The organism is Polynucleobacter sp. CS-Odin-A6 (assembly GCF_018882095.1).
GTDB lineage: Bacteria > Pseudomonadota > Gammaproteobacteria > Burkholderiales > Burkholderiaceae > Polynucleobacter.
In genome coordinates this window covers 474185-500109 of record NZ_JACVPD010000001.1, presented here as the reverse complement: position 1 = coordinate 500109, position 25925 = coordinate 474185, and the positions used below count along the sequence as shown (strand labels likewise).

34 protein-coding genes are annotated in these 25925 nt (G+C 46.1%); 3 read left to right on the top strand and 31 right to left on the bottom strand.

The annotated features are described in order from the left end of the window. Nucleotide 1: 1 nt before the first annotated feature. The 19 genes from ICN15_RS02525 to ICN15_RS02435 all read right to left on the bottom strand — a co-directional run bounded on the left by ICN15_RS02525 (nt 2) and on the right by ICN15_RS02435 (nt 14023). On the bottom strand, nt 2-496 hold the full coding sequence (locus ICN15_RS02525; RefSeq protein ID WP_370625384.1) for a cytochrome c-type biogenesis protein CcmH: 495 nt from the start codon (nt 494-496) through the stop codon (nt 2-4). Further along, entirely contained in the window at nt 493-1017 is a 525-nt protein-coding gene (locus tag ICN15_RS02520) for a DsbE family thiol:disulfide interchange protein (RefSeq protein ID WP_216201049.1), read from the bottom strand. Before ICN15_RS02520 ends, ICN15_RS02525 begins: the two co-directional genes overlap by 4 nt. Then, nucleotides 1014-2933, bottom strand: a complete 1920-nt coding sequence (locus ICN15_RS02515) for a heme lyase CcmF/NrfE family subunit (RefSeq protein ID WP_216201048.1) — start codon at nt 2931-2933, stop codon at nt 1014-1016. The genes ICN15_RS02520 and ICN15_RS02515 overlap by 4 nt, the downstream gene beginning before the upstream one ends. Further along, nucleotides 2933-3364 carry a cytochrome c maturation protein CcmE gene (gene ccmE / locus ICN15_RS02510; protein WP_216201045.1) on the bottom strand — a complete coding sequence of 144 codons (432 nt, stop codon included), beginning with the start codon at nt 3362-3364 and terminating at the stop codon, nt 2933-2935. Before ccmE ends, ICN15_RS02515 begins: the two co-directional genes overlap by 1 nt. Further along, the gene (ccmD, locus tag ICN15_RS02505) at nt 3361-3549 is read right to left on the bottom strand and encodes a heme exporter protein CcmD (protein WP_216201043.1); all 189 of its coding nucleotides are present in this window, start codon (nt 3547-3549) and stop codon (nt 3361-3363) included. Before ccmD ends, ccmE begins: the two co-directional genes overlap by 4 nt. Continuing rightward, nucleotides 3549-4319, bottom strand: a complete 771-nt coding sequence (gene ccmC / locus ICN15_RS02500) for a heme ABC transporter permease CcmC (RefSeq protein WP_216201042.1) — start codon at nt 4317-4319, stop codon at nt 3549-3551. The genes ccmD and ccmC overlap by 1 nt, the downstream gene beginning before the upstream one ends. Continuing rightward, nucleotides 4316-4981 carry a heme exporter protein CcmB gene (gene ccmB, locus ICN15_RS02495; RefSeq protein WP_216201041.1) on the bottom strand — a complete coding sequence of 222 codons (666 nt, stop codon included), beginning with the start codon at nt 4979-4981 and terminating at the stop codon, nt 4316-4318. Before ccmB ends, ccmC begins: the two co-directional genes overlap by 4 nt. Further along, nucleotides 4978-5625: a cytochrome c biogenesis heme-transporting ATPase CcmA gene (gene ccmA / locus ICN15_RS02490; protein ID WP_216862771.1), complete on the bottom strand. Its 648-nt coding sequence runs from the start codon at nt 5623-5625 to the stop codon at nt 4978-4980. Before ccmA ends, ccmB begins: the two co-directional genes overlap by 4 nt. Nucleotides 5626-5788: 163 nt before the next feature. Then, the gene (locus tag ICN15_RS02485; protein ID WP_216201040.1) at nt 5789-6760 is read right to left on the bottom strand and encodes a tripartite tricarboxylate transporter substrate binding protein; all 972 of its coding nucleotides are present in this window, start codon (nt 6758-6760) and stop codon (nt 5789-5791) included. A 1-nt stretch (nt 6761) separates the two neighbouring features. After that, entirely contained in the window at nt 6762-7511 is a 750-nt protein-coding gene (locus tag ICN15_RS02480) for a transporter substrate-binding domain-containing protein (RefSeq protein ID WP_255532868.1), read from the bottom strand. Nucleotides 7512-7552: 41 nt separating this feature from the next. Beyond that, nucleotides 7553-8410 (bottom strand): metal-dependent hydrolase, encoded by an 858-nt coding sequence (locus tag ICN15_RS02475; protein ID WP_216201038.1) that lies wholly within the window; start codon nt 8408-8410, stop codon nt 7553-7555. Between the two features lie 120 nt (nt 8411-8530). After that, a complete protein-coding gene (locus ICN15_RS02470) occupies nt 8531-8941 on the bottom strand; it encodes a carboxypeptidase-like regulatory domain-containing protein (RefSeq protein WP_216201037.1) in 411 nt (136 codons plus the stop codon). A 151-nt stretch (nt 8942-9092) separates the two neighbouring features. Further along, entirely contained in the window at nt 9093-10073 is a 981-nt protein-coding gene (locus ICN15_RS02465) for a quinone oxidoreductase (RefSeq protein WP_370625383.1), read from the bottom strand. A gap of 29 nt (nt 10074-10102) precedes the next feature. Further along, nucleotides 10103-10555, bottom strand: a complete 453-nt coding sequence (locus ICN15_RS02460) for a DUF2452 domain-containing protein (protein ID WP_216201036.1) — start codon at nt 10553-10555, stop codon at nt 10103-10105. Between the two features lie 89 nt (nt 10556-10644). After that, nucleotides 10645-12171 (bottom strand): cryptochrome/photolyase family protein, encoded by a 1527-nt coding sequence (locus ICN15_RS02455; RefSeq protein ID WP_216201035.1) that lies wholly within the window; start codon nt 12169-12171, stop codon nt 10645-10647. 50 nt (nt 12172-12221) lie between these two features. After that, nucleotides 12222-12776: a DUF3833 domain-containing protein gene (locus tag ICN15_RS02450; RefSeq protein WP_216201034.1), complete on the bottom strand. Its 555-nt coding sequence runs from the start codon at nt 12774-12776 to the stop codon at nt 12222-12224. Next, nucleotides 12777-13334, bottom strand: coding sequence for a chalcone isomerase family protein (locus ICN15_RS02445; protein WP_216201033.1), 558 nt, complete (start codon nt 13332-13334; stop codon nt 12777-12779). Nucleotides 13335-13346: 12 nt separating this feature from the next. Continuing rightward, nucleotides 13347-13748 (bottom strand): thiol-disulfide oxidoreductase DCC family protein, encoded by a 402-nt coding sequence (locus ICN15_RS02440; RefSeq protein WP_216201032.1) that lies wholly within the window; start codon nt 13746-13748, stop codon nt 13347-13349. Between the two features lie 5 nt (nt 13749-13753). Next, the gene (locus ICN15_RS02435; RefSeq protein ID WP_216201031.1) at nt 13754-14023 is read right to left on the bottom strand and encodes a TIGR03643 family protein; all 270 of its coding nucleotides are present in this window, start codon (nt 14021-14023) and stop codon (nt 13754-13756) included. A 69-nt stretch (nt 14024-14092) separates the two neighbouring features. On the opposite strand from ICN15_RS02435, the gene ICN15_RS02430 reads away from it, so the two are divergent. Together ICN15_RS02430 and ICN15_RS02425 are read left to right on the top strand one after the other, a co-directional pair. Then, a complete protein-coding gene (locus tag ICN15_RS02430; protein ID WP_216201030.1) occupies nt 14093-14788 on the top strand; it encodes an SDR family oxidoreductase in 696 nt (231 codons plus the stop codon). 15 nt (nt 14789-14803) lie between these two features. Then, the gene (locus ICN15_RS02425; RefSeq protein ID WP_216201029.1) at nt 14804-15184 is read left to right on the top strand and encodes a DUF2237 family protein; all 381 of its coding nucleotides are present in this window, start codon (nt 14804-14806) and stop codon (nt 15182-15184) included. On the opposite strand, the gene ICN15_RS02420 is transcribed toward ICN15_RS02425, so the two are convergent. Together ICN15_RS02420 and ICN15_RS10955 are read right to left on the bottom strand one after the other, a co-directional pair. Then, complete coding sequence (locus ICN15_RS02420; RefSeq protein ID WP_216201028.1) at nt 15166-16416, bottom strand: DASH family cryptochrome; 1251 nt, start codon at nt 16414-16416, stop codon at nt 15166-15168. The two genes, ICN15_RS02425 and ICN15_RS02420, sit on opposite strands and share 19 nt — an antisense overlap. A 3-nt stretch (nt 16417-16419) precedes the next feature. Beyond that, nucleotides 16420-16521 carry a DUF2256 domain-containing protein gene (locus ICN15_RS10955; RefSeq protein ID WP_370625412.1) on the bottom strand — a complete coding sequence of 34 codons (102 nt, stop codon included), beginning with the start codon at nt 16519-16521 and terminating at the stop codon, nt 16420-16422. Nucleotides 16522-16659: 138 nt separating this feature from the next. Here ICN15_RS10955 and ICN15_RS02410 point away from each other — a divergent pair, with 138 nt between their 5' ends. Continuing rightward, nucleotides 16660-17562 (top strand): histone deacetylase, encoded by a 903-nt coding sequence (locus ICN15_RS02410; protein WP_216201026.1) that lies wholly within the window; start codon nt 16660-16662, stop codon nt 17560-17562. A gap of 1 nt (nt 17563) precedes the next feature. Here the strand turns inward: ICN15_RS02410 and ICN15_RS02405 are convergent, their stop codons facing one another. The 10 genes from ICN15_RS02405 to ICN15_RS02360 all read right to left on the bottom strand — a co-directional run bounded on the left by ICN15_RS02405 (nt 17564) and on the right by ICN15_RS02360 (nt 25910). Beyond that, nucleotides 17564-18187 (bottom strand): hypothetical protein, encoded by a 624-nt coding sequence (locus ICN15_RS02405; protein WP_216201025.1) that lies wholly within the window; start codon nt 18185-18187, stop codon nt 17564-17566. Between the two features lie 91 nt (nt 18188-18278). Beyond that, a complete protein-coding gene (locus ICN15_RS02400; protein WP_216201023.1) occupies nt 18279-18743 on the bottom strand; it encodes an ion channel in 465 nt (154 codons plus the stop codon). A 15-nt stretch (nt 18744-18758) separates the two neighbouring features. Continuing rightward, entirely contained in the window at nt 18759-19163 is a 405-nt protein-coding gene (locus ICN15_RS02395) for a translational machinery protein (RefSeq protein ID WP_216201021.1), read from the bottom strand. 47 nt (nt 19164-19210) lie between these two features. Beyond that, the gene (locus ICN15_RS02390; protein WP_216201019.1) at nt 19211-19477 is read right to left on the bottom strand and encodes a DUF1488 family protein; all 267 of its coding nucleotides are present in this window, start codon (nt 19475-19477) and stop codon (nt 19211-19213) included. A gap of 289 nt (nt 19478-19766) precedes the next feature. After that, a complete protein-coding gene (gene leuD, locus ICN15_RS02385; protein ID WP_216201018.1) occupies nt 19767-20411 on the bottom strand; it encodes a 3-isopropylmalate dehydratase small subunit in 645 nt (214 codons plus the stop codon). After that, nucleotides 20404-21825: a 3-isopropylmalate dehydratase large subunit gene (leuC, locus tag ICN15_RS02380; RefSeq protein ID WP_216201016.1), complete on the bottom strand. Its 1422-nt coding sequence runs from the start codon at nt 21823-21825 to the stop codon at nt 20404-20406. Before leuC ends, leuD begins: the two co-directional genes overlap by 8 nt. Next, on the bottom strand, nt 21825-22724 hold the full coding sequence (locus ICN15_RS02375) for an alpha/beta fold hydrolase (RefSeq protein ID WP_216201014.1): 900 nt from the start codon (nt 22722-22724) through the stop codon (nt 21825-21827). Before ICN15_RS02375 ends, leuC begins: the two co-directional genes overlap by 1 nt. Before the next feature lie 17 nt (nt 22725-22741). Then, nucleotides 22742-23728: a tripartite tricarboxylate transporter substrate binding protein gene (locus tag ICN15_RS02370; protein WP_216201012.1), complete on the bottom strand. Its 987-nt coding sequence runs from the start codon at nt 23726-23728 to the stop codon at nt 22742-22744. A 31-nt stretch (nt 23729-23759) separates the two neighbouring features. Then, nucleotides 23760-24686, bottom strand: coding sequence for a hydroxymethylglutaryl-CoA lyase (locus ICN15_RS02365; protein WP_216201010.1), 927 nt, complete (start codon nt 24684-24686; stop codon nt 23760-23762). 30 nt (nt 24687-24716) lie between these two features. Next, nucleotides 24717-25910 (bottom strand): CaiB/BaiF CoA-transferase family protein, encoded by a 1194-nt coding sequence (locus ICN15_RS02360; protein WP_216201009.1) that lies wholly within the window; start codon nt 25908-25910, stop codon nt 24717-24719. Nucleotides 25911-25925: the final 15 nt, after the last annotated feature.

Below are 25925 nucleotides of genomic sequence, written 5' to 3'. Positions count from 1 at the left end.
GTCAATTTTCTGTTGAATTGGATTTGGCATCCTTAAGTAACGCATCAATTCGGCGATTGTCTTCTGCCGATAGCGTAGTGCTAGGTACATTCAGATTTCTGCGGCGCAGGTACACCAATAAACCAATAATGCCTGCGAGCAAAATCACAAAGGGTCCTATCCAGAGCAACCAAGTGATCGGTTTAACGGGTGGGCGATATAAAACAAAGTCACCATAACGCTCCACCATAAAATTCCGAATTTGATCATCAGTCTTGCCTTCTTTAATCAGAATCCGAATCTCTCTGCGTAGGTCATTCGCTAAATCAGAGCGTGACCCTGCCAGGGATTCATTCTGACAAACCAGACAACGCATTTCTTCTGAAATAACGATGAGGCGTTGCTCAGTGACCTGGTCATCTACTAGCAGTTCTGCTTCTTTAGCAAAGGCCGTATTTAACAAACCTAGAGTGACTAAAGCAAAGATAAATGACAGGAAACTTTTTTTAGATATCACTTCAACTGGCTCAATAAGGGAAGAATTTTCTGATTTAGGACTGCCATAGTGATTGGACCAATATGTTTAAACCGAATCACGCCAGTCTTATCAATCACATACGTTTCTGGAACGCCATACACACCGTAATCAATACCTACTCGGCCATTGCTATCAAAAGCCGATAAAAGATAGGGATCGCCTTGGAGCGCTAACATAGTCATGGCGGCTTCGCGCTTGTCCTTGTAATCCAATCCAATAATCGGCGCCACCTGCATCTTGCCCAACTCAACTAGTACCGGATGCTCATCGCGACAAGCCGCACACCAAGAGGCCCACACATTCAACACCCAGGTTTGACCTTTCATACTCTCCGGCGAAAACGTTTTCTTTGGGTCAGCCAGTTGGGGCACTTCGAATGCGGGAGCTGGCTTACCAATCAAAGGAGAAGGTATTTCTTGTGGATCACGGCTAAGACCTACTGCTAAAAACACTGCCAGAATGACGAACAAGAGAAGGGGAACTAAAAACTTGGCTTTCATGCAGAGACTTTGCGCAACTTCATGCGGTAGCGTTTATCCGACATTGCCAATATGCCACCAAGACCCATCAATAAACACCCAGCCCAAATCCAATCAACAAAGGGTTTGTAATAAACCCTCACAGTCCATGCCTTGCCCTCTAATTGCTCACCCAAGGAAACATAAATATCTCGGGTCAAGCCCACGTTAATTGCTGCCTCGGTCATTGGCATTGAAGAAGAAAAGTAACTACGCTTTTCTGGATACATGGTGGCTTCTACCTTCCCATCGCGACTGAGCAAAAATGTGCCTTGCATCGCTTTATAGTTTGGGCCAGGTACAGCACTCACCCCTTCGAGCTGAATTTGATAGCCGCCGACAGTCACACTCTCACCAGCGAGCATGCGGACATCTTTTTCTTCTTGATAGGCACCTACCATCGTGACACCAATCACGAATACCGTTATTCCAAAATGGGCGAATTGCATGCCAAGAAAGGAACGGGTTGGTTTGCCCGCTTTAGCTTGGCGGATGATTTGCAAGACTCCAGAGCCGATCACCCAGAAGGCTAATAAGAAACCGAGACTACCCAGCCAAGTAAATTCTCCCATGACAAACGGAATCGAAACAGCAGCGATCACTGCTATCACCGCGGCGATCCATAAACGCTTGATGACAGCCAACAGATCGGAGCCTTTCCAACTAGTCCAGGGCCCGATTCCCATCAATACCAATAAGGGAGCCATGATCGGCACAAAAACCGCATTGAAGTAGGGAGGCCCAACTGAGATCTTGCCTAGTTGCAAAGCATCAATCAGTAATGGATAGAGTGTCCCCAGTAACACTGAGGCTGCCGACACCACTAAAAATACATTGCCTAGCAAAATAAAAGTTTCGCGTGAAGTTAAGCTGAACTTGCCACCAAGGGTACTCTTTGGAGCGCGCCAAGCATATAGCGTTAATGATGAACCTACCACCAGCACCAAGAAAAGCAAGATGAATATGCCGCGCTTAGGATCGGTCGCAAAAGCATGGACTGAAGTAAGCACTCCCGAGCGTACTAAGAATGTTCCTAGCAGCGAAAGTGAAAATGCAGTAATCGCCAATAGAACCGTCCAACTCTTGAACCCACCGCGCTTCTCGGTAACAGCTAAAGAATGTAACAGCGCTGTACCGACCAACCAGGGCATAAAAGAGGCATTCTCAACTGGGTCCCAGAACCACCAACCGCCCCAACCCAATTCGTAATAAGCCCACCAAGATCCCAGAGCAATACCCAGCGTCAAAAACACCCATGCCGCTGTTGTCCAAGGACGCGACCACCGCGCCCAAGCGGCATCTAATCGACCAGATAATAAAGAAGCAATCGCAAATGCAAAGGCTACTGAGAAACCAACATAGCCCATGTAAAGCATTGGGGGATGGAATACTAGACCAGGATCTTGTAATAAGGGATTTAAAGAGCGCCCCTCTGGAGCAGCAGGTAACAGTCTTTCGAAAGGATTTGAGGTCAACAAAACAAACAATAACAAACCAATCATCACCAAGCCCAACACACCGAGCACACGCGCCACCATGAATTCATCGAGTGACTTGGAGAGTTGGGCAACTAAAAAAGCCCATGTGGATAGCAAGAAAACCCATAGTAATAGTGAGCCTTCATGACCGCCCCACACTGCACTGATGCGGTACATTACCGGCATTTGAGAGTTTGAATGCTCGGCAACATAGAGCACAGAAAAATCGTTGATATAGAAACTCCATGCCAAATTGAAGAAGGCAATTGCTAGCAACAAGAACACTACTTGGGCTGCTGGTCTAGCCAACAGAATCCATTCACGCCGGCTTTGATGAGCGCCGAGTAATGGCAGCACACCTTGAATGATGGCAATACATAAAGCCAGGATTAATGCGTAGTGACCAAATTCAGGAATCATTATTTACTTCCATTTTTTTGAGCCTGATCCAAAGCATGCTTCGCCTCTGGTGGCATATAGTTTTCATCATGCTTAGCCAGCACTTCGCTGGCAATAAATTGGCCATTAGAATCAAGTCGGCCTTGAACCACAGCGCCCTTACCCTCTTTAAATAAATCCGGAAGAATACCTGTGTAAGCAACCGGAATGCTTTTCACCATATCAGTAATAACAAAATTCACCGTTACGCCATCCCTTTTAACGGAGCCGTCCTGAACCATGCCCCCAATTCGAAAAGCTTGTCCTGTAGGTGCCTTACCCGCAGCGACCTCACTCGGCGTGACAAATAAGGCAATATTGCTATTGAGCGCATTCAAAATTAATGTTGCCGCTATACCAATTGCAATCAGTGCGCCAACAATAATGGCTACTCGCTTCTGCCTAGGTTTCACTTTCCACCCTTTTGATCAAGCTGCTCCGCCATGATTTCTCGTTGCAGTCTGCGCACAATCGCCTTGTGACGTACTCGAACAGCTAAGGGCTCCATCAAAAAGACGGCCGCGCAGATTCCAAAACTACACCAGACGTAGAGAGCATAACCACCCATCGCAAAAAATTCTGCAGGACTATTCCACATTAACGCTTAACCTCATTTAATTGCTTGACCCAGTCAGTATGGGCCTCACGCTCCAAAATGATGGCGCGCACACGCATTAACCCTACTGCAATTGAGTACATCCATAAGCATAAAGCCATTAATAGCATTCCCCACAGCATGGTCTGAGCCATGGCGGGAGCCTTCGTTAAAGACACCGAGGCACCTTGATGTAAGGTGTTCCACCATTTCACTGAAAAATAAATAATCGGCACGTTGACTACGCCAACTAAAGCCAAGATTGCCCCTGCTTTATCAGCGCGGCGGGCATTATCAATTGAGGCCTGTAATGCAATAAATCCAAGATATAAGAAAAGGAGGATTAATTCTGATGTTAAGCGGGCATCCCAGACCCACCAAGCGCCCCACATTGGCTTACCCCAAAAAGCACCAGTCCATAGCGAAAGAAAGGCCATCCAAGCGCCTATCGGAGCAAGAGCCTGCGCCATCATGGCGGATAAGCGTGCATTAAATATCAAGCCTAAGCCCGCCCATGCAGCCATCACTAGATAAATGAACATGGACATCCAAGACACTGGGACATGAACAAAAATAATGCGATAGCCTTGTCCCTGAACTGCGTCTACCGGGGCAACAAAAAAGCTAATCCATAGGCCTGCCACCCCAAAAACGAGCGCGAGCGCCCAGAACCAAGGGATCATTTTTCCAGCCAAAGGGTAAAAAGTACTCGGGCTCGAGAATTTGAACCAGTTCAGCAGACGACTAGAAGATAAATTATTTACATTATTCATTCAATGGCAATCTTGACAGCGTTAGCACTAACCCAAGGTACAAATGCTAACGCCAAAATGAATAAAGCGCCTAGCAAGGAAAAATGTCCGGTGATATCCAAACCTTCACTATTGGCATAGACGGCGCCAGCACCAAAAATCAATACGGGAATATATAGGGGCAAAACCAGCAGACTCATCAAAACGCTGCCACCCCTCACCCCTAGGGTAAGCGCCGCTCCAATCGAGCCCAATAATGATAAAACAGGGGTTCCCAATAGCAGTACTGCCATCAATATCCCTAATGAAGAAGCATCTAAATCAAACTGAATGCCAATCACGGGCGCCAGCAAGACTAATGGAAGCCCGCACACCAACCAATGAGCCACAATCTTGCCAAATACCAATGTGGTGAAGGTGTTCGGGGATAAAACGAGTTGCTCTAAAGTACCATCAGCATAGTCGGCTGCAAACATGCGCTGCAATCCCAGTAACGTCGACAGTAAAGCAGCCACCCAAATCACCCCAGGGGCAATCTTTCTTAATAAGTTGGGATCGGCACCGATTCCGAGCGGGAATAGGCTAGTGACGATCACAAAGAAAAACAATGCCGTCAAGACTTCACTCTTACGGCGCATCACGAGCAATAGATCGCGATGAATGATGGTAATCAAGGGATTCATAGATCAAACACCTGCAGACCAGAAATTGACAGTGCTTGATGGCTCGTCAGGACCACCAAGCCATTGCCCTCAAGATGCTCGCCAATCAAGGCTTGTAACTCACTCATGGCAGAAGTATCCAGCGCATTGAAGGGCTCATCCAAAATCCAGATCTGTGCACGTCGTATCAGCATGCGCGCCATCAGTACACGCTTTTTCTGCCCAGCAGATAAACAATTGACCGTGAGGTCTTCGCGCCCCTTTAAGCCAAAGCGCCATAAGGCGGCAAAAGCCTCTTTTTCAGAAATAGCAATGCCATCAATGGCCGCATACATGCGCAGATTTTCAAGGGCAGTTAAATCCTCTTTCAAGGCATCGCGATGCCCCGAAAATAATAGTTGGCTGTGGTATTCAGACGAATCTTTTTTAATGGAGTTTCCATTCCAAAGGATGTCGCCCACCTCAGGAGAAGCCAAGCCAGTTAATAGCCGCAATAGACTGGTTTTTCCAATCCCATTCTCACCACGCACATGAAGGCATTGACCAGCACAAACCTGTAAATTCAGATCAGAAAAGAGTTCCCGCTCGCCCCTCACACAAGTGATGGCCCGGGCTTCCAGAATCGGATGGGGAGATGTTGAGTGAGAAGGGTGAATGGCTGTCATCAGAAAAAATGGCTTGAATCAAACCACCCTAGGCATCGCCTGAGAGCCCCAGAGGACTATCAAACCACCCAAAACAGTATTTAATTGATAAATTTCTTTTAATTCAATCGTTTAGCCAATTATAAGCCGAGTCCAGGGTAAAAGCTTAGCCCTTCATAAGGCCTTATTCAGGCTTAATACCGGCACTTTTAATAATCTTGCCCCAACGAACGGACTCTTTCTTCTGGAAAGCCCCAAAAGCTTCAGGGGTCATAGCGTAATACTTGGCCCCCTCAGACTCGAGCTTTTTTTGAACCACGGACTGCATCATGATTTTATTGACTTCGGCATATAACTTTTTCACGATAGCTGGCGGTGTGCCTGCAGGAGCAAATAGACCAATCCAGTTTTTGACATCGAATCCAGGCAGAGTTTCGCTAATACTGGGTAAATCTGGCATAGATGGGTCTCGTGTTGCCCCTGTTACTGCTAGACCGCGCAATTTATCACTTTTCACATAGGGAAGAATCGTTGGCATCGTAGCAAACATGACTTGGGTTTGCCCGCCGATTAAATCCGTGATGGCTAAAGCGTTACCCTTATAAGGAATATGAGTCATATCAATTTTGGCAGTGAGATTAAACAATTCGCCGGCCAAATTACTTGCAGTGCCAATACCACCTGAACCATAAGATACTTTTCCTGGATTCGCTTTGACATAAGCAATCAGCTCACTCACATTTTTGACGGGCAGACTGGGATTCACGGCCATTAAACCCTCTGCATCCAATACAAAAGCTACAGGTACAAAGTCTTTAAAAGGGTCATAAGGCATATTCTTCACGAGATAGGGATTAACAGCATGAGTGCCAATACTGCCCATGATCAGCGTGTAGCCATCCGCAGGGGATTTAGCAACAAAATCTGCGCCAATATTGCCTCCGCCACCCGTCTTATTCTCGACAATGACGGGTTGGCCATAAGCCTCACTCAATCCTTGAGCAATAATCCGCGAGAAGCCATCTGCAATTCCACCGGTGGCAAATGGTGAAATGATCTTGATTTGACGATTGGGGTAACTATCAGTCTGAGCAAAAACCGCCTGATAACTCAATAAGCCGAGTCCTAAAATAAATGTAGATACAATTTTTTTCATCTTAAATTTCTGGTGATCGTTTTACTATTGGCGCAACGGATAAACCTTGTACTTGATGTTTCTGTATTAAAGCAGCAACTAGGCCTGAGCGAATAAATTCCTCAACACAGGCATTCAAGAATTGAATTGATTCTTGATGAGTCTTTTTTGTAGCAACGGCCTGCTGAATCCCAGTAAATTGTCCATCTAAAATTCGCGACCCAGGAATACTCTGAGACGCAGTCACGAGTCCCGTTTTTAAGCCAGCTAATGCATCTAATTTTTCTCGCACGAATAACTCATTACTCGCGATGACGCTATCGGCATGAACTAAGGTGGCGTGCTTCAGGTTTCGTTGCAACCAAAGATCATAAGCACTCCTCAAAAAGGAAGCAATCCGAATGCCTGGTTGATCTACCTGCTCCACATTCACAATCGATGATCCAGCTGGAACCAAGTAGCTTGCTTCCAGCTCCACATAGGCGGGTGTAAATGTCACTCGCTGAGCACGAGCTGGATCAGAGCCAACCAATGCGATTCCGCACTGGCCAGAGGCCGCTGAATCCACAACCTCTTCCTGGGTCTTGAAGCCCCTCAAGTTCAACTCCACACCCAAACGCTCCGCAATCGCGCGGCAGATATCAGGCGCTATCCCCATCGGCTCACCGCTAGTTGATTCACCAGTCACCAATAGGAAGTTCCCTAAATACACTGAGGCAAATAGAACGCCGTTGGGAGCAAGCTGCGCCCTTACTTCAGGAGAAATATCCATCACAAAAGATTTCCACTCAACATCATTAAAGAATTCAAGAATTAAAACTGAATTGTTTCGCCTTCAGTCATAGGAATAATTTTGATTAGGCTACCCTTCATCGCCTCCTGAAACTCAGCCAAGGTACCCTTAGTCATCGGGTTAGAGTTGTAGTGCATAGGGATGACCATCTTTGGCTTCACCCAGGTACGCAAAGCAAAGGCAGCATCATCAGGAGCCATTGTGAAATTCCCACCAATCGGAATTAATACCAAATCTGGCTTGTAGTGCTCAGAAATAAACTTCATATCACCAAAGAGTCCGGTATCGCCCATATGCCAGATTTTGAAACCATTCTCTAGCTCAATGATGTAGCCCATTGCCTCACCAGCGGGATGGGATTCCATTTTGTCAGTGGCTGGATTTTTCCAAACCAATAAAGAAGAATGTTCCGCTTGAACAGCAGTGACCTTGATACCAGGCAGGGGCGTTACTCGACCGGTCTTATTAAATCGATGACCAAGGTCAGCAGGCAATATCCCCAAAGTAATGAGGGGGGTCACCATATCTGCTGGACCATACAATTTGGTATTGTTCATCTTGGCAAGCGCTGGGGCATCACCAATATGATCCACGTGTGCATGAGTTACCAACAACAAATCAATCGACCCAATCGCTGCCAAGTCATTTTTATACATGGGCGGTGTTTTGGGGCCGCCAGTAATCCAGGGATCAATCAAAATCATCTTGCCATTGGGGCTCTTGATTCGAAATCCAGCCTGGCCCAACCAGAGTAGTTCAGAACTACCTTGAAGACTCGCTTTACTGCTTGCCGGAGTTTGTGCAAAAGCCACAGGACTCAATAGCAATGTGGAAATGATGCCTGCTATCAAAGAGTCTGCAAAAAAATGAGTACGCATTGTTATTTCCAATGAATGAGTAATTTATCTTGTCAAACTATAGCTGAGAAAAGCGAAGTGAGTTTCGAAGTTATTTTATACGGCGCTGCATCAATTTACAGACAATGACGTTCGCTAAAACTACTGCCAAAAGAGATTGATCTTATGCGAGGCTGTAGACTTGATGTTGACTGATTTCTTCTGAACAACTCCCTGGTAAGTTGCTGCAATCTGATAATTGCCCACAGGTAAGTTAATTAGGATGTAGGGGCCATTAGCCTGGGCATCAAAGATGATCTGATTTTGCGTATTCAGAATCTGGATCGTGGCACCAAAAATCCACACGCCCCTACCTCTTTCTAACTGAGAAAGCTCAAGCAATAAGGGCCATCGCTGTGCTTCGTCCAAAATAGCCTGTGACTCCCCCTCGCCCACCCCACCAGAAACATAAGAAATTCCTTGGGAATATTGCGTATCTGGAATTTGTGCAAACACTACTGAGCAAAAAATACAGTAGGTTGCAGTCAGAAGAGACTTAATGAAATAGTTCATATGCATCTTTCTAGGTAGACATCAAAGCGTCCATTTCATTCTACAGTCGGGTTGACTATAAGTGTGACTAGTTGTGACATTAATTGGTAATAAAAAAGCCCCGCCAGAGCGGGGCTAATCATCAAGCATGTCGATAGCTCGACAGCTGTTGTTAAGGAATTATCACAATCGCACCAGCAACTTTTCTTCCCTCTGCGGCCTTATGCGCCTCAGCAGCTTGCTCAAGAGTAAATTTAGCGCCGATCTGCACTTTTACACGGCCTTGAGCAATCGCATCAAATACCGCGCGGGCATTTTCTTGGAGAAGCTCAGGGGTGGCGTTATGTGGAAATACTGAAGGTCTGGTCAAGAAGAGGCAACCCTTCTTATTTAGAATCTCTGGCTGAATCTCTGGGGCTGGACCTGAGGCTGCACCAAACAAAGCAACCATGCCAAAAGGAGCAGTACAGTCAAGCGAGCCCAAGAAAGTGGTTTTAGCGACAGAGTCATAAACCACATTGGCCTTACGACCACCAGTCGCTTTAAGAAATTCTTCAACCCAATTTGGCTTTGAATAATCAACCACGGCATCACATCCCGCCTCTTTCGCTGCAGCAAATTTAGCTTCAGAGCCTACCGTACCAACCACAAAAGCGCCTAAGGACTTTGCCCAACCAGCTAGGATTTGACCAACACCACCAGCAGCGGCATGTACCAAAACCACATCACCAGATTTCACGGGGTATGTTTTTTGGACTAAATATTGCGCAGTCATCGCCTTGAAGAATACGGCAGCAGCCACTTCATCAGAGACGGCATCTGGAACGGATACTAATTTATCAACTGCCACATTGCGAGCACTCGCATACGCCCCAATACCGGCATTCATATACATCACCCGATCACCTACCTTAAATCGCGTTACGCCTTCACCTAAGACCTCAACCACACCAACAGCTTCGTGGCCTAAGCCTGTAGGCATTTCTAATGGATAAACGCCCGATCGTTGATAGACATCGATGAAGTTAAAACCAATCGCTGTTTGACGAAGCTGCACTTCACCTTTGGCGGGAGCAGGCAATTCTTTATCAATTAATTTAATTACGTCGGCATTGCCGAGTTCTGTAAGACTAACCATTCGAGCAGTTGTCACAAGTCACCTTATTATTTTTATGTAAAAAATTATCTTACTGCAAGCGAAGAGGATGGAACCTCGTCATCCTCAACGATCGCCCAAGTACTATCCCCTAGCTTTTTGACAGCCATGGCATAAGTCCAAGCATCAGGAATACCGCAAGTCCACTGATCAGGGCCATTTTGAATCAACACATTAGTACCAATACGACTGTCGAAGTACAGATGATATGTTTTGCCATGGAGAGGATTAAAGCTAAATTTAGCACTGTGGACCATTTCAGTGGCATCTAAGCGGGCTTGAAGTGAACGCGCTTGCTTCATCAATACTTCCGCCTGCTCCATGATGCGGTCATATTCTAGCTTCGCATTTTGGCGAGCTACATTGACTGCTTTGTCTTTTTCTTCCAGCACCTTAATGGGCGCAAATACCGGGGCGCCCACTTCCATGGGGTATTCAATAGCGGCATGCCTTGCTGGATCGGTGTCTTCTATTCTCATTGCGATTCGGGTCCTACTAATTTATCTAAGGAAAGTGTGACACAAATTGCCAGAATGTGTCAGTACGGCCTTAAGGAGTAATCAAGCCATTATAGGGAGTTTAAGTCCCCAAGTAGGCCTTTGGCATGAACCTGAATGGCCTGCTGATCTGCATCGCTAATGCGGGATAAATTGGCGGTCATCAAGCGGGTACGGGGGCTTGCCTCAAATTGAGGGCGGTGCTTGATCAAAAAGTTCCAATAGAGATTGGTAACGGGGCATGCACCCTCCCCAAACCGGATATCGGGCTTATATTGGCAAGACCCGCAATAATTACTCATGCGCTTAATGTAGGCGCCACTGGCAATATAGGGCTTACTAGTAAATCGCCCTCCACTCGCAAAGAGGGCCATACCAGCAGTATTGGGCAGCTCCACCCACTCAATCGCATCAATATAAATAGCCAAGTACCAGTCACAGACCTCCTGAGGCAAGATTTCTGCGAGCAGTGCAAAGTTTCCAGTCACCATTAATCGCTGAATATGATGGGCATAGCCGTACTGCAACGTCTGTCCAATTGATTCCTGCATACACTTCATCTGGGTTTTGCCAGTCCAATACCAGGCGGGCAATGCATTCTGATGATCGTAATAATTATCCAGCGCCATTTGCGGCATATCGAGGTAGTACATCCCACGCACAAATTCTCGCCAACCGACAATTTGCCGAATGAACCCCTCCACGGTTGCCAGCTCAAGGTCATATTTTTTCCAAGCCAGCAATACTGCCGCAATCACTTCTCTGGGATTGAGAAGCTTGAGATTGAGAGCGCTTGAAAGTAAGGAGTGCCATCCAAAAGGAGTATCAGTCCACATTGCATCTTCATATATCCCAAACGTTGCTAGACGATGCTCAACAAACCCTTCTAATGCTTGCAGGGCTTGGCTGCGGGTAACAGGCCACAGAAAATGCGCGAGCGACCCAGGATGGTCTGCATATCGCTCCTCAACTTCAAGCAGAACTGCCGCAGTAATCGCATCGGGCTTGAATAATTCTGGAGGCGGAATTAAACCAGGGCCTTTTTTCGGGAAGGGTTTGCGATTGTCACGATCGAAATTCCATTGACCGCCTTCTGGATTACCTTCTGAGTCAATCAAAATGCCATGCGTTTTCCGCATGAGTCTGTAAAAATACTCGAGTCGTAATTCTTTTTTCTTCGCAACCCAGTCTCTAAAGTCAGCATGGGTGCAATAAAAATGATTATCAAGACGCATCTCTAAGGCAATATTCAACTCCGCGGCCAAATCTTCAAAGTTCTTTTTGAGACGCCACTCACCAGGCTCTACGCAAATCAGATGGGTAAATTTACCCTCAACGATTTTGTCTCTCAGCACCTCAACAATCGTTTTAGGTGAATGCTGAATGTATGTTAGAGGAAGACCTTGGCTCTTGAGCTGTTCGGCAAAATGACGCATCGCTGATAAAAATAATGCAATGCGTGCCTTATGAGACTGAACATGCTGAGCCTCGTGAGCCGACTCAACCATCACGATTTCATCTACTGCAACATCAACATCCTCTAAAGCAGAGCTGTCCAGATTCAGTTGGTCGCCCAAAATCAATATGAGCTTTTTCAAGCGTGAGTTCCTGCTTGATAGATGGGCATAGAAAACTGCTTAGTCATATATTAGCGCTTATAAAAACTCAAGGTCACTTCACCAAGATCAATGCCAAATTTACTCATCTTGGCTTTATTGATCATGACCTTAGGGGTCATGAGGTACATCCAATCATCGAATTGCACATGGTAAATCGATTTGTCTACTGGTAATGCCAGCGTGTAAGCCCAATTTAAGGCATTACCCGAAGACTCTCCAATAGCTTCGCCAACCACATCGTCTGCAGTACCAATGTACTTGCCAGGCGATGTCTCCACCAAAGTCCAGATCCGCTTTTGTTTTGTACCATCGGAGTATTCAAAGCTTTCATCGAGGATGCCAGTCTTCTTGCCATCGACTACTGACCACTTAGCAACCATGAGTACGGTAAATCTTTTTTGCACACTACAGCTACGATCAGTGAAGATGCCATAGGCATCGATCGTGCCATTGAAATATTCGCTGAGATCTAACTTGGGTGTCTCTTGAGCATATTGCGTCACCTTTGGTGAGGAGCAAGCAAGCAAGCTGAGGGCTAGAAAAAAGCTGGCTAGTAATTTGGGTGTCAGAGTAATCATACGCATTTAACAGGCTCCAGAAAATAGGGGTGGTGGACAAGCATTGCCGAGCAATTCAGCTCGTAGCTTGGGTGCACTGGTTTTAGGATCGAGCCAAATTCCAAAAAACGCTTTTGAAAATTCGACTCCCGGTATTTGGGCAATTTTTTTACCCTCATAAAATAAAGTAGCGCCCACTTTTGGAGAGTAGACCCCCGTCAGAGTTTGTCCAGACTCAACATTAGGCAATACTTCCGCTAATTCTTTTTCCCAAATAGTTGCCTGAGAATCTGACACACCCATCTTCTTCATCTCCTCTGCAGTCTTGTGCGCAATTAAGCTTCCCGAGGACGATTTTTGATATTTAATATCTAAGGCAAATTCTGCTGAACTCAAGTTACTACTGCGATAAAGCGTCACATCGTAAATATGAAATCCCCAGAAGGTCAATCTACCAACCCCTTGTGACAGGGGTTGATTGAAGGAAGGATCGATACGAGAAAGGTCCCTAGCGCTGCATAAGCCCACAGCAAGAAAGAGGCTGATGAATAGTGTGATGCTGCTGTGAAGTAAATATTTCCTCATCGTTTATTTCTTCTAATCTCTCTTTTGATTAGATGTGGCTTTGACTAAGCGTAATGCCGTAGGACCCAGTAAGCTTGAAATCGTATGGCGGTTTTTAGCAAAAAAACGATATCCCCATGTCAGCATAGGCTGCAAGCTGGGCCGTGAAAACAGCCAAGCTAGCTTGGGCAGATCAGCCCTTTCATAGGCTGCGCAGAAAACGGCTACCCCGTTGATGAGCTCACCATCATCGTATTGGGCATACATCGAATCTAATGCTTGCTGGCAGGACACGCCCACCGCCTCTGCCGAATATTGCGCGGAGTTCACGTCCACAAAGCGCAATAAACCAGACTCATTACGCCTTGATAAGAATAAAATTTCTGCTTGGCATAAGGGGCATAGTCCATCATAGAACATAGTCAGTTTTTTCATGGGGATTATTTTTGCTTGTACTGAGTTGCGCAGTAAGCGCGGGTCACTAACTTGCTACGGAGAGCTAAATGCTTCGTTGCTCTCCCAGTGACTCTTTTGCGCCACAGCTCAAAAGAACTGCGTTTCAGTGTTTTTCTCATTAAAGCAATGACTTGGGGCTCGGAATATCCAAAAGTGGCTTCAATCGCATCAAAAGGCGTACGATCTTCCCAAGCCATCTCAATCAATCTCGAGCGGTCTGCTTCTGATAGGGCTTGAGGTAATCGAGTGGTCATTAGGCAAGTTTAAGACTTATTCAATAAACTAGCTGAGCCCTTTTAAAGTAGTGCTCACTCACTATCACCATGTCCTTAGTCCCACAAACCTTTCGCGCATTAGTTATTGGCTCCTCTGGAACCATTGGATCAGCGTTTATGGAGTTACTGCAGAATAATCCCGCTTGTGAGGCGGCGTACGGGATTCATCGAAACTCAGCCACTCCAATTGATTATGAGGATCTCAGCACTATTGAATCAGCTGCGATTGCCTTGGCTGATCAGGGTCCTTTTCAACTCATTATCAATACGATTGGCTTATTGCACTCCGAGCATTGGATGCCTGAGAAAAAGTTAGATGATCTCAATGCTAAACAACTACAGATGTTGATGCAAATCAATGCCATCGGCCCTAGCCTGACGATTAAATACTTTTCTAAACTACTAGATCCAAAGGGTGCTGTGATGGCAACCCTTTCTGCAAAGGTCGGTAGTATCGAAGACAATCGCTTGGGCGGCTGGTATAGCTATCGCGCTTCTAAGGCCGCACTCAATATGCTGATTAAAACCGCTGCGATCGAATTTGGCAGAACTAGGTCGAATACTGCTTTAGTAGCTCTACACCCAGGAACTGTGAATTCTCGGTTATCAAAGCCATTTAAAGGCGAGCAAATTGGTAGACTGCCCGCAGATGCTGCAAGCGATATGCTGCAAGTCTTGCTGTCATTAAACAAAGAAGATTCAGGAACATTTATTAGTTATGCCGGCGAAAGACTGCCTTGGTAAATAAAGAAAGCACCTATGCAAAATGACATCACCTTAAATGTATTGGGCCAACCTCTCGTGCCCTGCTCTTTTGAACCCTTGACTGGATTCTTTCGAGACGGTTGCTGCAAAACCAATGAGCAAGATATTGGTAGTCACTTGGTGTGTGCCATCGTCACCAACGACTTCCTGCAATTCAGTCTAAAAAGAGGCAATGACCTCATTACTCCAAGAGCTGGCTATCAATTTCCTGGGTTAGTAGCGGGTGATCAATGGTGCCTCTGTATTGATCGCTGGCTTGAAGCGCTCGAAGCCAACTGTGCACCAATGATTCAATTAGAAAGCACACATGCTAAAGCGCTAGAGAAGGTCTCGATGGAGGTATTAATGCAATATTCTCAAAGCCATAAGCTTTGATACTTCCCCTGAGGATCATGATCTTGAGTTTGCTTGGCGATATTAAAGCGCCTACCTCCCCGAGGATCTGTTCCTCGTCCAGCTAGATAAAGCCAGTTGCCTTGATTACTATAGACGTCATAGTCAATGAGCTGAGACTCAAACCAGCGAGCACCTAAACGCCAATCTCCTTGCAAATCATAGACCCAATAACTGGCTACGATCTGACGCATGCGGTTCGATAAATACCCACTCTGCAACAGTTCTCGCATTCCCGCATCGACCAATGGCACGCCGGTTTTACCAGAGCGCCATTGATCAAATCGGCGATCATCACTAAGTCTCAGGGGTAACTCACTCAAGCCCTTCTCTAAATAGAGTCGCCTGCCATATTTAAAGTGCAGAAAACGAAAATAATCGCGCCACATTAATTCAAACCAAAGCCAATAGGTGCCATCATTCGCGCCATAACATTGCTCATAAGCCGCTAACTCAGCAGCAATCGTCCTTGCAGAAATACAACCCGAGGCCAACCAAGGTGAAAACTTACTGGAGTAGTCTTGACCGATCAGTTGATTGCGAGTTTCTTTATAGCTATCTGGCAAGCGTCTTTCCAAATATTGTTTTAAGTGGGCAGTAGCATTTCTTTCGCCACCAATCCATTGCTTTGCCGAGGCAATTTCTGGGTGGTCGGTTTTTGTCATTAGAGCTTCAGGTAACTTTGGTAGCGGAGGAATGGTGGATGGCGCAGTCACTGGAGATTCAAACTTGAGGCCCGCACGCTCGATCTCTTTCCGAAACTGAGTAAACATATCCGGCATCTCTTGAACAGGAAAAGGCGGTTTATCCAAAGACAACATACTGGACTGCCAGAACTCGTGCAGCGAGATTCCAAGAGCTTTGATCTGCTGGCACTGGTGTATTTCTTCAGGCGCTTCAATGCGTTCGCAATAAATGGTATCGGCACCGGTAAGTTCAACTAGTTGGGAAAGCAATTTGACGGGCTCGCCAGCATATTCGAGTAAATCAGAACCCATGTTGCGTAATTGACCTCTTAAGTCATCTAAAGACTCCCTTAAAAAGGCTTGGCGATGGTCACTCTCCCTTGGAAAACCCAAGGCATGTATTTTCTTACTCTGTGGGGAATGGATATACACCGGTAGCAAGAAGTCCGCATGCAGACAGGCATCCACAAACGCAGGATTGTCTGTCAGCCTTAAATCATTTCTGAACCAATAAATCATGACTTTCATTGATTACACTCCAGGCTTTGCTGAAGCAGATTTCTTGAGTCGGCAAGCATCCGAGCAGTACTTAATGGATTCCCAATTCTTTTCCCAAGATTTTCGCCAAGTCATTTCCCTGCCACAGGCGACGCAGAGCTTGCTCGGTAAAAAGGATTTATTGCCTTTAAATCCTGGTTTTGGTGACTTAGTCATACATCCCTATGAAAAAACGAATAGACTCCACAGCATGATCCAACCGCGAGCCTCTCATTGAAAGCGTTTTACGCCGACCATTATGTTTTACCACTTCCTGTCGGGCACCGCTTTCCGATGGAGAAGTATAAAAAATTGCGAGACTTGGTTTCACAATTGGATGATATTCAGCTCGAGAATGCGCCGGCGATCACGGACACCCAAATACTCTATGCACATGATGCAAGCTACCTCATCAAAGTATTACAAGGGTCGCTCAGCCCGCAAGAGCAACAGGAGATTGGTTTTCCCTGGAGCGCCCAAATGGTGGAGCGCTCTCGAAGATCAGCAGGGGCAACCCTAGCAGCCTCCAAGATGGCACTCACAGAGGGTATCGCTGCTAATTTGGCTGGGGGAACCCACCATGCTTACCGCAACAAAGGTAGTGGATTCTGCGTTTTTAATGATTCAGCAATTGCAGCGCGAGCACTTCAGAAAGAAATTCACCCAAAGTTGAAGGTGGCCATCATTGATCTAGATGTTCATCAAGGCAATGGTACAGCTGCTATTTTAGAGAATGATCCCTCAATCTTTACCTTTTCTATACATGGAGAAAATAATTTTCCATTTGCAAAAGAAGTGGGTGATCTAGATATCGGTTTGCCAGATGAAACTGGGGATGCGTCTTATTTAGAAGCGCTAGACCAAGGCCTAGAAATTTTAAGCGCCCGCTTTAAGCCTGACTTCATTATTTACTTGGCTGGTGCAGATCCCCATGAGGGAGATCGCTTGGGAAAATTAAGTATCAGTACAGATGGAATGCGCCAGCGGGATGAATGCGTATTTCAGTTCGGCCTAGATCATCGGATTCCGATTGCCTTTAGCATGGCGGGTGGTTACGGTAAAGAAATTCAGTCGACTGTAGATGTTCATTTCCAAACCATAAAAACTGCACTTCGATATCAAAAAAACTATCTCTAAATTACTTTTTCTTGTTAGGTAAAGTGCTCAAGGTTTTAGCATCATTAATCTGCTGATCGACTAGATACAGCGTTCCACCGTAATTTGCCTGCAAATCATAGCCTGCTAGTCCCACTGTGTAGATGGAAATATAGGGGTTGAAAGAACGAACCGTTCCTCCTGAACCCGCAGAAAAATTCGCATCCACATCCATACCCCCACGTTGCCCGTCTATTGAAGTCATTAAGAACTGGTCAATAGCATCTGTGTTTTTAAAGATGATGATTTGATACTGATCTTGATAGCCTGCGCCAATACCCTCGCCCGTTTTTAATGCCTCCATAAAAATGGGTTCAGGTCGACGTCGATCAAATAAGACCCCTTCACCTCTAGCTAACACCAATAACACAATGTTCACATTCTTAGTGCTGAAGACGGCGTATCCTGGGACAGCTTCCACCTCTTTTTGGACTGCAGGATTTTGCTTAATTAAGGCCGCTAAGCCCACCTTCGACATGACTAGGATTGACTGACGTTTTTGCACAATCTCTGCCTCTGTTAAAGGCTTCCCATTACTTCCTGTCGACTGACAGCCAGCAAGTATGAGAGCGCAAAGTAGGATCAATAATTTTGGTAGAGATAACATGACATCCTAGGATGAAAAAATAAGCCCTTAAGGGTACAGCCGCTAGTGTACGCCGAACAAAGGAAATTAAATCTAACTGTGATATGACCGACTATTGCTGCTTTGTTTGAGTGCTTTTATAGAACGTCCAATACTTCTGCATTTCTATAAACAAAAAAGAGGCAGACCAGGTAATTAAAATAAAACCGGTTAGCGCTTCTACACCCGTCAGATAACGCAAATAGCCTTGAGCGACGATCTCTCCATAGCCTAAGGTTGTGAATGTCACAAATGATAAGTAAGCACAGTCCAACAAGATGCCATCAGTTGAGATCTTACCCACCAGACTTCCCATTATCGGAAATTGCAAAGTAAAAAAATAGCCCAATGCAAATAGCCAAATCTCAAGTACGTGCGCTATAAAAATAGTACCGACACCCATTAGCACCCTAAATCGAGGTGGGATGTGCGCCACCTTAGGGAGATTTTTACTTAACTGAAAAAGCGCCTCGTAATGCAACAAGATGGCCATCAAAGCCAATACTCCATTGATGACAAAGGCGATGATGAGTAACATGGATAGAGTGCCTCATTAACTCTTAATTACGGTATCACCCTTTAATGCGTCGGCCCTGGCAAAATAGTGTTTTGCATAAGCCAGTAACTGTCCATCCGTAGGGTGATCTACAGTCTCGATACCCACTATCTTGTCAGCCGTCAGGTGATCGTGTTTAGTCGCATGCTTCATGAGCTCTAATTTTGCAGAGCCTGGTCCAACAATCAAAATCTCCTTAGATTCTTTAACGGCCTGAATAACTTCATGTAAATAGTGTTGATCTGGAGCAACGTGAGTACCACTGACAGAGCCACTTTTATGATGCAGATTTTTATGGGTAGATCGGGTCTTAATGACCTCGCCCTCGCTTGCGGTGGGATTAAAGTAAATCACATGGGCTTCTTGATGATCGATCCAAATAACTGAGTGATTAAATGACATATTTTCTCTTTCTAATTGAACAAATGAAGAACCAAATAAAAAAATAATTAATCCAGGATGAGGTCATGGCTAAATAAGTGCACAGCACCTTCACTGACATGGCCATTCAGAATCTTTTGCTCGGCGATCGAAAGCAGTTTTAATTGATGGTGATTAAATAATTTCAGCGCATCCGTCTCAACACCCTCAGCATCTAAATCCTGCAAGGACTCATAACTGAAACTGCACTTCAGAGGCTTACCATCTAGAGTGGCTGAATAGGAGATATCGCCATTATCCAAAATAGCTGCTGGTCCAATAAATTCAAGTTTCACAGGGAACTCACTTTTAGGAATATTGAAACAATGTTGATAGGGTGCTCAAAGGCTTGGCCAATACTGAATACTGAATACTGACTGCTGGGAACCCATTGTTGCTGCGTCAAAAAGTGTTGAGCAGATCTACCCAGGATGTGGAGTTAATTCCTTAATGCTTTCACTCTAGCATTGTTTGCTAGAAATAGGCTAGGCAAATAAGATAAATCGTACTAAGCGCACTGATTGCCCCCAGTACAGTCAGTTATAGATTGATTGATTGGCTATTCCACTCAAAAGTAGCTCTCCGCTATTGCTCTAAGCGATCGACTGTTTTACGGGCAACATCTTTGACCCAGGGCTGCTTAGCCCAATGCTGTTGAGCAAAGGTCTCAATTTGTGCTTGCAAAGTGAGAGTCAGCCCAATAACATCCAACCCCTCCAAAAACATTCGATGGTGTCTTGCTGACATAGGGAATGAAAATTGATGTTTCGGGCTACGAACAGTGCAAGACTCAATATCAATCTCCATCGCAACCGGCGCGCCCAAGTCATCTGCTTCTTGCATGAGTGCCTGCACTTGATCTTCAGATAGCGTGACTAATAACAAGCCATTGCCCATTGCATTGGAATAGAAAATCTCCGCAAAGCTGGAGGCAATTACTGCTTTAAAACCATACTGCTGCATTCCCCACACTGCATGCTCACGACTAGAGCCGCAACCATAGTTTGAGCCTGCAATCAAAATATTAGTCGACGCATAGGCTGCTTGGTTTAGGAAGAACTCTGGCTTTGGATTACCAGCTTCATCAAAACGAAGATCATAAAACAAGCCATCTTTCAAACCTGCTTTATCAATGCCGCGCAAGAACTGCTTTGGCATGACTTGATCAGTATCAAAGTTAGCAATGCGTAATACAGCGGCATGTCCTTGAATATGCGATTGCTTATCCATGTTGTACTCCTTGCAATTTCCGAACATCTGTAATCATGCCCGTAACTGCCGCTGCAGCTGCCATTGCAGGGCTCATTAAATGGGTAATTGCCCCTCGTCCTTGGCGACCTTCAAAATTGCGATTGGTCGTTGAAGCACAGCGTGTTCCAGCAGCAAGAACATCGTCATTCATCGCCAAGCACATCGAACATCCTGGTTTACGCCACTCAAAGCCAGCTGCAATCAACTTTTCAGCAATCCCTTCTGCTTCTGCCTGCGCTTTAACAGCACCTGACCCAGGAACCACCATTGCCCGCACTCCAGTAGCAACCCGTCTGTCGCCAATAGTGGCAACCACATCACGCAAATCCTCAATACGTCCATTGGTGCATGAGCCAATAAAAACATGCTGAATCGGCGTACCTTCTAACGCCTGCCCATCGGTCAGCCTGGTATACCTCAAGGCCTGCTCAAGACTTAAACGATCTGTGGGATCTTCAATAGACTCTTTAGAGGGAATATAAGCATTAATAGCAATCGCTTGATCCGGACTAGTTCCCCAAGTCACAAACGGAGCCATCTCATCGGCATTAAATACGTACTCTTGATCAAACTGAGCGCCCGCATCAGAATACAAACTAGCCCAATGCTTTAAGGCATCCGCCTGAATATCTCCAGTGATATCGGGCGCTCTTTGCAAGACATAATCCACAGCCGTCTGATCGGGTGCAATGAGTGCGCCTCGAGCACCCGCCTCTACCGCCATATTGCAGATAGTAAAGCGGGCTTCAGTACTGAGAGCAGTGATCGCTGATCCACAAAACTCAACAACATAAGCAATCGCCCCTTTGGCGCTAATTTGACTAATGATGTTCAGGATCATGTCTTTTGATGTCGTTCCCTTGGGCAACAATCCATTGATGGTGATGCGCATGTTTTTTGCTCGGCGGTAGACTAAGGTCTGAGTAGCTAAAACATGCTCTACCTCTGAAGTACCAATCCCAAAACCCAGAACGCCTAGAGCACCATAGGTAGTAGTGTGACTATCACCGCAAATCACCACCATGCCGGGGCGAATCATGCCATGCTCTGGTGAGACTACATGCTCGATACCTTGCAGGGTATCGTTGGTGTCAAACAAAGGAATGTGGTGTTTAGTGCAATTCTTCTTTAGATTCACTGCCTGCAGTAAAGAGGCGGGATCCGCAATTCTTCTCGGGGATTCATTATGGGTGGGGATGATATGACTCACTACAGATACGTTTTGACCAGGTACCGGTACGCTACGATGTCGCTCATCTAATCCAGCAAATGCTTGGGGGCTGGTGTATTCATTCATTAAATGTAAATCGCAGAAGAGCAATACATGCTCTTCATCTAATTCAGTCACCGTATGTGAATCTACCAATTTCTGATATAAGGTTTTGCCGCCCATTACTGACCTTGACTCAAAAATGGAATGACTTTCTGCAGTAGAACTTCTGGAGCTTCTTCAGCAATATAGTGGCCGCAGGGAACTGCCTCACCAATGACATTTTTACCAATAGCTTGCCACTCGTGGAGTGGTTTAAAGCATTGGTGTACAACACCCTCTTCGCCCCAAAGGACCATGGTGGGCATTTCTAATTTCTTGCCTGCCGCAATATCCTCGCGATCATGGATCAAGTCAATACCTGCAGCCGCTCGGTAGTCCTCGCACATACTATGGGCTGCCCCGGGCAAAGCAATACAGCGCATGTAGTCAGCTAAAGCTAAGGGATCAAATGGAGCCAGTCCCGCCTTTCGTCTGCCCATCAACTCTCGAACGTAAGCAGCAGGGTCTGCTTCAATCAGGCGCTCAGGCATAGGGGAGGGCTGAATCAAAAAGAACCAATGCCAATAAGCTCTAGCAAATGCATTATCAGCCTTCTCATACATAGCCAATGTGGGCGCAATATCGAGCATGATTAGTCGATTCACTGACGCAGCATGGTCCATGGCCAAACGGTGAGCTACTCGCGCGCCACGGTCATGAGCCAAGATATCAAAGCGATCAAATCCGAGGCTCTTCATTACTTCTACTTGATCCTGCGCCATCGCCCTTTTGGAATAGTTAGCATGGTCAGGCTCACCTTGTGGCCTAGAGGAGTCGCCATAGCCTCGCAAATCAGTCATCACCAAGGTATGTCGCTTCATTAACTGTGGAGCGACCTTGTGCCAAAGCGCATGAGTTTGAGGATGACCGTGCAATAGTAATAATGGGGAACCAGATCCGCCAACACGCCCAGTAATCTGGATTCCATTCACCTCAAAGGTATGAGACTCAAAACCCGGAAATAAAACATCAACCGACATAAAAACATTCGTTCATTTTAATCAGCCTCAATCTTAGCGGTCTTTACCACCGAGGTCCATCTGATATTTTCACTCTTAATAAATTCTCCCAATTGTTTAGGATTGAGATACGTTGCCTCAGCACCCATCTCGATCACCTTTTCTTTAAAAGCTGGTACAGCCATTACCTTGGCAATCTCTGTGGTGAGTCGATTAACGATCAACGCTGGTGTGTTGCTGGGGGCAAATACCGCAAACCATGAAGTAGCATCTAACTTCGGCAATCCCGCTTCAGCAGCAGTAGGCACATCAGGCAAGCTTGGGATACGTTTTTTACCTGTTGTGGCTAACGCGAGCAATTTCCCTGTTTGAATATGGGGGATAAATGGGGGTGGTGTGCCAAAAGTGAGATCAACCTGGCCGCCTAACAAATCGGCTAATGCGGGGCCAGTCCCCTTGTAAGGAACGTGAGTCATTTTGATGCCGGCTTGCTGCTCAAGCATGGCACCGGTAACGTGCTGGAGAGAGCCATTACCCGAAGAGGCGTAATTTAATTTACCTGGATTCGCTTTTGCATAACTAACTAGTTCAGCCATGGTCTTGAATGGTAAATCTGCCCGTATCACCACAATTTGTGGTGCCGAAATCACATTGGCTACTGGCTGAAAATCTTTTAATTCCCAAGGTAATGGATTCTTGCTCACCAAAGGGGTAATGACGTGATAACCAGAATATTGAACTAATAAGGTATATCCATCGGGGTCCGATTTTTTTACAGCTGCTGCTGCAATGGCGCCAGAGGCGCCTGCTTTATTCTCCACAACGATGGTCTGACCCAAGGCAAGGCCAAGCGGTTGAGCTAAGACTCTGGCTGTGAAATCTGTGGTTCCACCAGGGGCAGAGGAGGCAATAAAGGTAATGGATTTGTTGGGATATTTACCAGCATCTTGAGCATATCCAGTAAGCGCAAGCTGACAGAATAAAATCAAAAATAATGCTGGAATCTTTTGATAGTAATAGTGCATGAGACTACTCCTTAAATGAACTCATCGTGGACTAACGTAATTCAGCTATGTAGGCTGGGGCTGGATGCAGATTGCATGTACTGCCAGCTTGAGCAACCTGTCCCGGCACAGGATGCCCCACAATCAATGGCAGTTCACGAGCCAAGTGAATTAGCATAGGAATATTCATTCCAGTGTCATAGCCCATCGCATCGAGCATATGAACGGCATCCTCACTCGAGATATTGCCGCTGGCTCCTGGGGCATACGGACAACCACCCAATCCACCAAGTGAGCCATCAAAACGAATGATGCCGGATTGAACTGCAGCAAGCACATTTGCCAACCCCATTCCCCGCGTATTATGAAAATGGAATGTCAGTTGCAGTTCTGAAAACTGCTGTTGCAAATCATTTGCCATGCGAGCAACCTGTCCAGGGTGCGCCATGCCAGTGGTATCGCAAATACTGACGCCACGCACACCTAAATCCGCAAAGCGCTTTACAAATCCTACTACCACCGCCTGGGGTACATCACCTTCCATGGGACAACCAAAAGCGGTTGATAAAGAGACGTTAATTGGTGTTCTGCCATCAACATAACGAATGACTTCAGCTAGTCCAGTGAAACTTTTCTCGCGACCCATCCGCAGGTTGGCGAGATTATGGGTCTCTGAGGTTGACATCACCAGATTAAATTCATCTGCGCGGGATTCGAAGGCGCGCTCTGCACCTCGTAAGTTTGGTACCAAGACGGTGTATTCGACACCAGAAACCCGCTGAATTCTGCCCATAACCTCTTCGGCATCTCGCAACATCGGAATGGCTTTAGGCGATGTAAAAGAAGTAACTTCAATTTTGGCAAAGCCACATTGGCTTAACGCGTCCACGAGTTTGACTTTGTCATCTGTTGGAATAAAGTTTGACTCAATCTGAAAGCCATCTCTCGCCACCACATCATTGAAATAGATTCTAGTCATCTAATTTAGTCGGTTCATTAATGAAATATATTATTTGGTAAAAGCAATACCGCGCGCCTTTAAGGACTCGATCTGATCATTTGATAATCCGATGTCACGCAGAATAGCATCGGTATTCTCACCAATATCGGGAGCTAAAGTCTTAATAGATCCAGGCGTTCGCGAGAGTTTTGGAATGACTCCTGGAACATCTAAGCTGGTACCGTCATTCATCTGAATAGTTTCAATATTACCGCGGGCTTTGTAGTGGGGATCATTCGCAATATCGGCAACGGTATAAATTTTTCCAGCAGGCACTGCTACCGTATCGAGGAGCTGTAAAGCTTGGTCTGTGGTCATCGTTTGAGCCCACTCACCAATCGCCTGGTCTAACTCAGCAACACGCGCCACTCTTCCATCATTATTCTCCAGCGCTGGATCTTGTGCCAAATCATTTCGCCCAATCATGCCCATGAGTCGCTTGAAGATGCTATCGCCATTACCGGCAACCAACACATAACCACCATCAGCACACAGGTAAGCATTGCTAGGTGCAATTCCTGGCAAGGCACTCCCGCCCGCCTGCCTGACTTCTCCGAAAGCACTGTACTCCGGAAGCAAACTTTCCATGCAATTAAATACTGCCTCATACAGCGCAATATCAATCACCTGACCTTTGCCACTCTCGTGGCGCTCTTGCAGTGCTAGCAAAATGCCGATGACGCCATGTAAAGAAGCCAAGGTATCACCAATACTGACACCTACGCGAACGGGTACTCTTCCGGGCTCAGCCGTTAAATGGCGTAAGCCCCCCATCGCTTCAGCCACAACACCAAATCCTGGCTTATCTCGGTAAGGGCCAGTCTGTCCGTAGCCGCTTATTCTTAAAACAATGAGTTTGGGATTGAGTTCAAGCAACTGCTCAGGATCTAGTCCCCACCCCTCTAATGTGCCGGGGCGAAAATTCTCAATCAAGACATCCGCTTCTTTCACCAGCGTTCTTACAATCTCTTGGGCTTCTACTTGTCGTAAGTCTAGGGATAGAGAACGCTTATTACGGGACTGTACTTGCCACCAAACCGAAGTACCCTCTTTTAGTAAACGCCACTTACGCAAGGCATCCCCCACCTTTGGAGGCTCAATCTTGATCACATCGGCACCAAAATCAGCAAGCGTCTTAGCAGCAAAGGGTCCAGCAATTAATTGCCCCATTTCAATGACTTTTAGCTTTGCTAACGGCTCCATGAACTTCCTTTTTAA

Bases quoted from the DNA above. Each gene is read 5' to 3' on its own strand.
- ICN15_RS02520 (WP_216201049.1), bottom strand. From the start codon at position 1,017: ATGAAAGCCAAGTTTTTAGTTCCCCTTCTCTTGTTCGTCATTCTGGCA.
- ICN15_RS02515 (WP_216201048.1), bottom strand. From the start codon at position 2,933: ATGATTCCTGAATTTGGTCACTACGCATTAATCCTGGCTTTATGTATT.
- ccmD (WP_216201043.1), bottom strand. From the start codon at position 3,549: ATGTGGAATAGTCCTGCAGAATTTTTTGCGATGGGTGGTTATGCTCTC.
- ccmC (WP_216201042.1), bottom strand. From the start codon at position 4,319: ATGAATAATGTAAATAATTTATCTTCTAGTCGTCTGCTGAACTGGTTC.
- ccmB (WP_216201041.1), bottom strand. From the start codon at position 4,981: ATGAATCCCTTGATTACCATCATTCATCGCGATCTATTGCTCGTGATG.
- ccmA (WP_216862771.1), bottom strand. From the start codon at position 5,625: ATGACAGCCATTCACCCTTCTCACTCAACATCTCCCCATCCGATTCTG.
- ICN15_RS02485 (WP_216201040.1), bottom strand. From the start codon at position 6,760: ATGAAAAAAATTGTATCTACATTTATTTTAGGACTCGGCTTATTGAGT.
- ICN15_RS02480 (WP_255532868.1), bottom strand. From the start codon at position 7,511: ATGGATATTTCTCCTGAAGTAAGGGCGCAGCTTGCTCCCAACGGCGTT.
- ICN15_RS02475 (WP_216201038.1), bottom strand. From the start codon at position 8,410: ATGCGTACTCATTTTTTTGCAGACTCTTTGATAGCAGGCATCATTTCC.
- ICN15_RS02470 (WP_216201037.1), bottom strand. From the start codon at position 8,941: ATGAACTATTTCATTAAGTCTCTTCTGACTGCAACCTACTGTATTTTT.
- ICN15_RS02460 (WP_216201036.1), bottom strand. From the start codon at position 10,555: ATGAGAATAGAAGACACCGATCCAGCAAGGCATGCCGCTATTGAATAC.
- ICN15_RS02450 (WP_216201034.1), bottom strand. From the start codon at position 12,776: ATGCGTATGATTACTCTGACACCCAAATTACTAGCCAGCTTTTTTCTA.
- ICN15_RS02445 (WP_216201033.1), bottom strand. From the start codon at position 13,334: ATGAGGAAATATTTACTTCACAGCAGCATCACACTATTCATCAGCCTC.
- ICN15_RS02440 (WP_216201032.1), bottom strand. From the start codon at position 13,748: ATGAAAAAACTGACTATGTTCTATGATGGACTATGCCCCTTATGCCAA.
- ICN15_RS02435 (WP_216201031.1), bottom strand. From the start codon at position 14,023: ATGACCACTCGATTACCTCAAGCCCTATCAGAAGCAGACCGCTCGAGA.
- ICN15_RS02430 (WP_216201030.1), top strand. From the start codon at position 14,093: ATGTCCTTAGTCCCACAAACCTTTCGCGCATTAGTTATTGGCTCCTCT.
- ICN15_RS02425 (WP_216201029.1), top strand. From the start codon at position 14,804: ATGCAAAATGACATCACCTTAAATGTATTGGGCCAACCTCTCGTGCCC.
- ICN15_RS02420 (WP_216201028.1), bottom strand. From the start codon at position 16,416: ATGAAAGTCATGATTTATTGGTTCAGAAATGATTTAAGGCTGACAGAC.
- ICN15_RS10955 (WP_370625412.1), bottom strand. From the start codon at position 16,521: ATGACTTGGCGAAAATCTTGGGAAAAGAATTGGGAATCCATTAAGTAC.
- ICN15_RS02405 (WP_216201025.1), bottom strand. From the start codon at position 18,187: ATGTTATCTCTACCAAAATTATTGATCCTACTTTGCGCTCTCATACTT.
- ICN15_RS02400 (WP_216201023.1), bottom strand. From the start codon at position 18,743: ATGTTACTCATCATCGCCTTTGTCATCAATGGAGTATTGGCTTTGATG.
- ICN15_RS02395 (WP_216201021.1), bottom strand. From the start codon at position 19,163: ATGTCATTTAATCACTCAGTTATTTGGATCGATCATCAAGAAGCCCAT.
- leuD (WP_216201018.1), bottom strand. From the start codon at position 20,411: ATGGATAAGCAATCGCATATTCAAGGACATGCCGCTGTATTACGCATT.
- leuC (WP_216201016.1), bottom strand. From the start codon at position 21,825: ATGGGCGGCAAAACCTTATATCAGAAATTGGTAGATTCACATACGGTG.
- ICN15_RS02375 (WP_216201014.1), bottom strand. From the start codon at position 22,724: ATGTCGGTTGATGTTTTATTTCCGGGTTTTGAGTCTCATACCTTTGAG.
- ICN15_RS02370 (WP_216201012.1), bottom strand. From the start codon at position 23,728: ATGCACTATTACTATCAAAAGATTCCAGCATTATTTTTGATTTTATTC.
- ICN15_RS02365 (WP_216201010.1), bottom strand. From the start codon at position 24,686: ATGACTAGAATCTATTTCAATGATGTGGTGGCGAGAGATGGCTTTCAG.
- ICN15_RS02360 (WP_216201009.1), bottom strand. From the start codon at position 25,910: ATGGAGCCGTTAGCAAAGCTAAAAGTCATTGAAATGGGGCAATTAATT.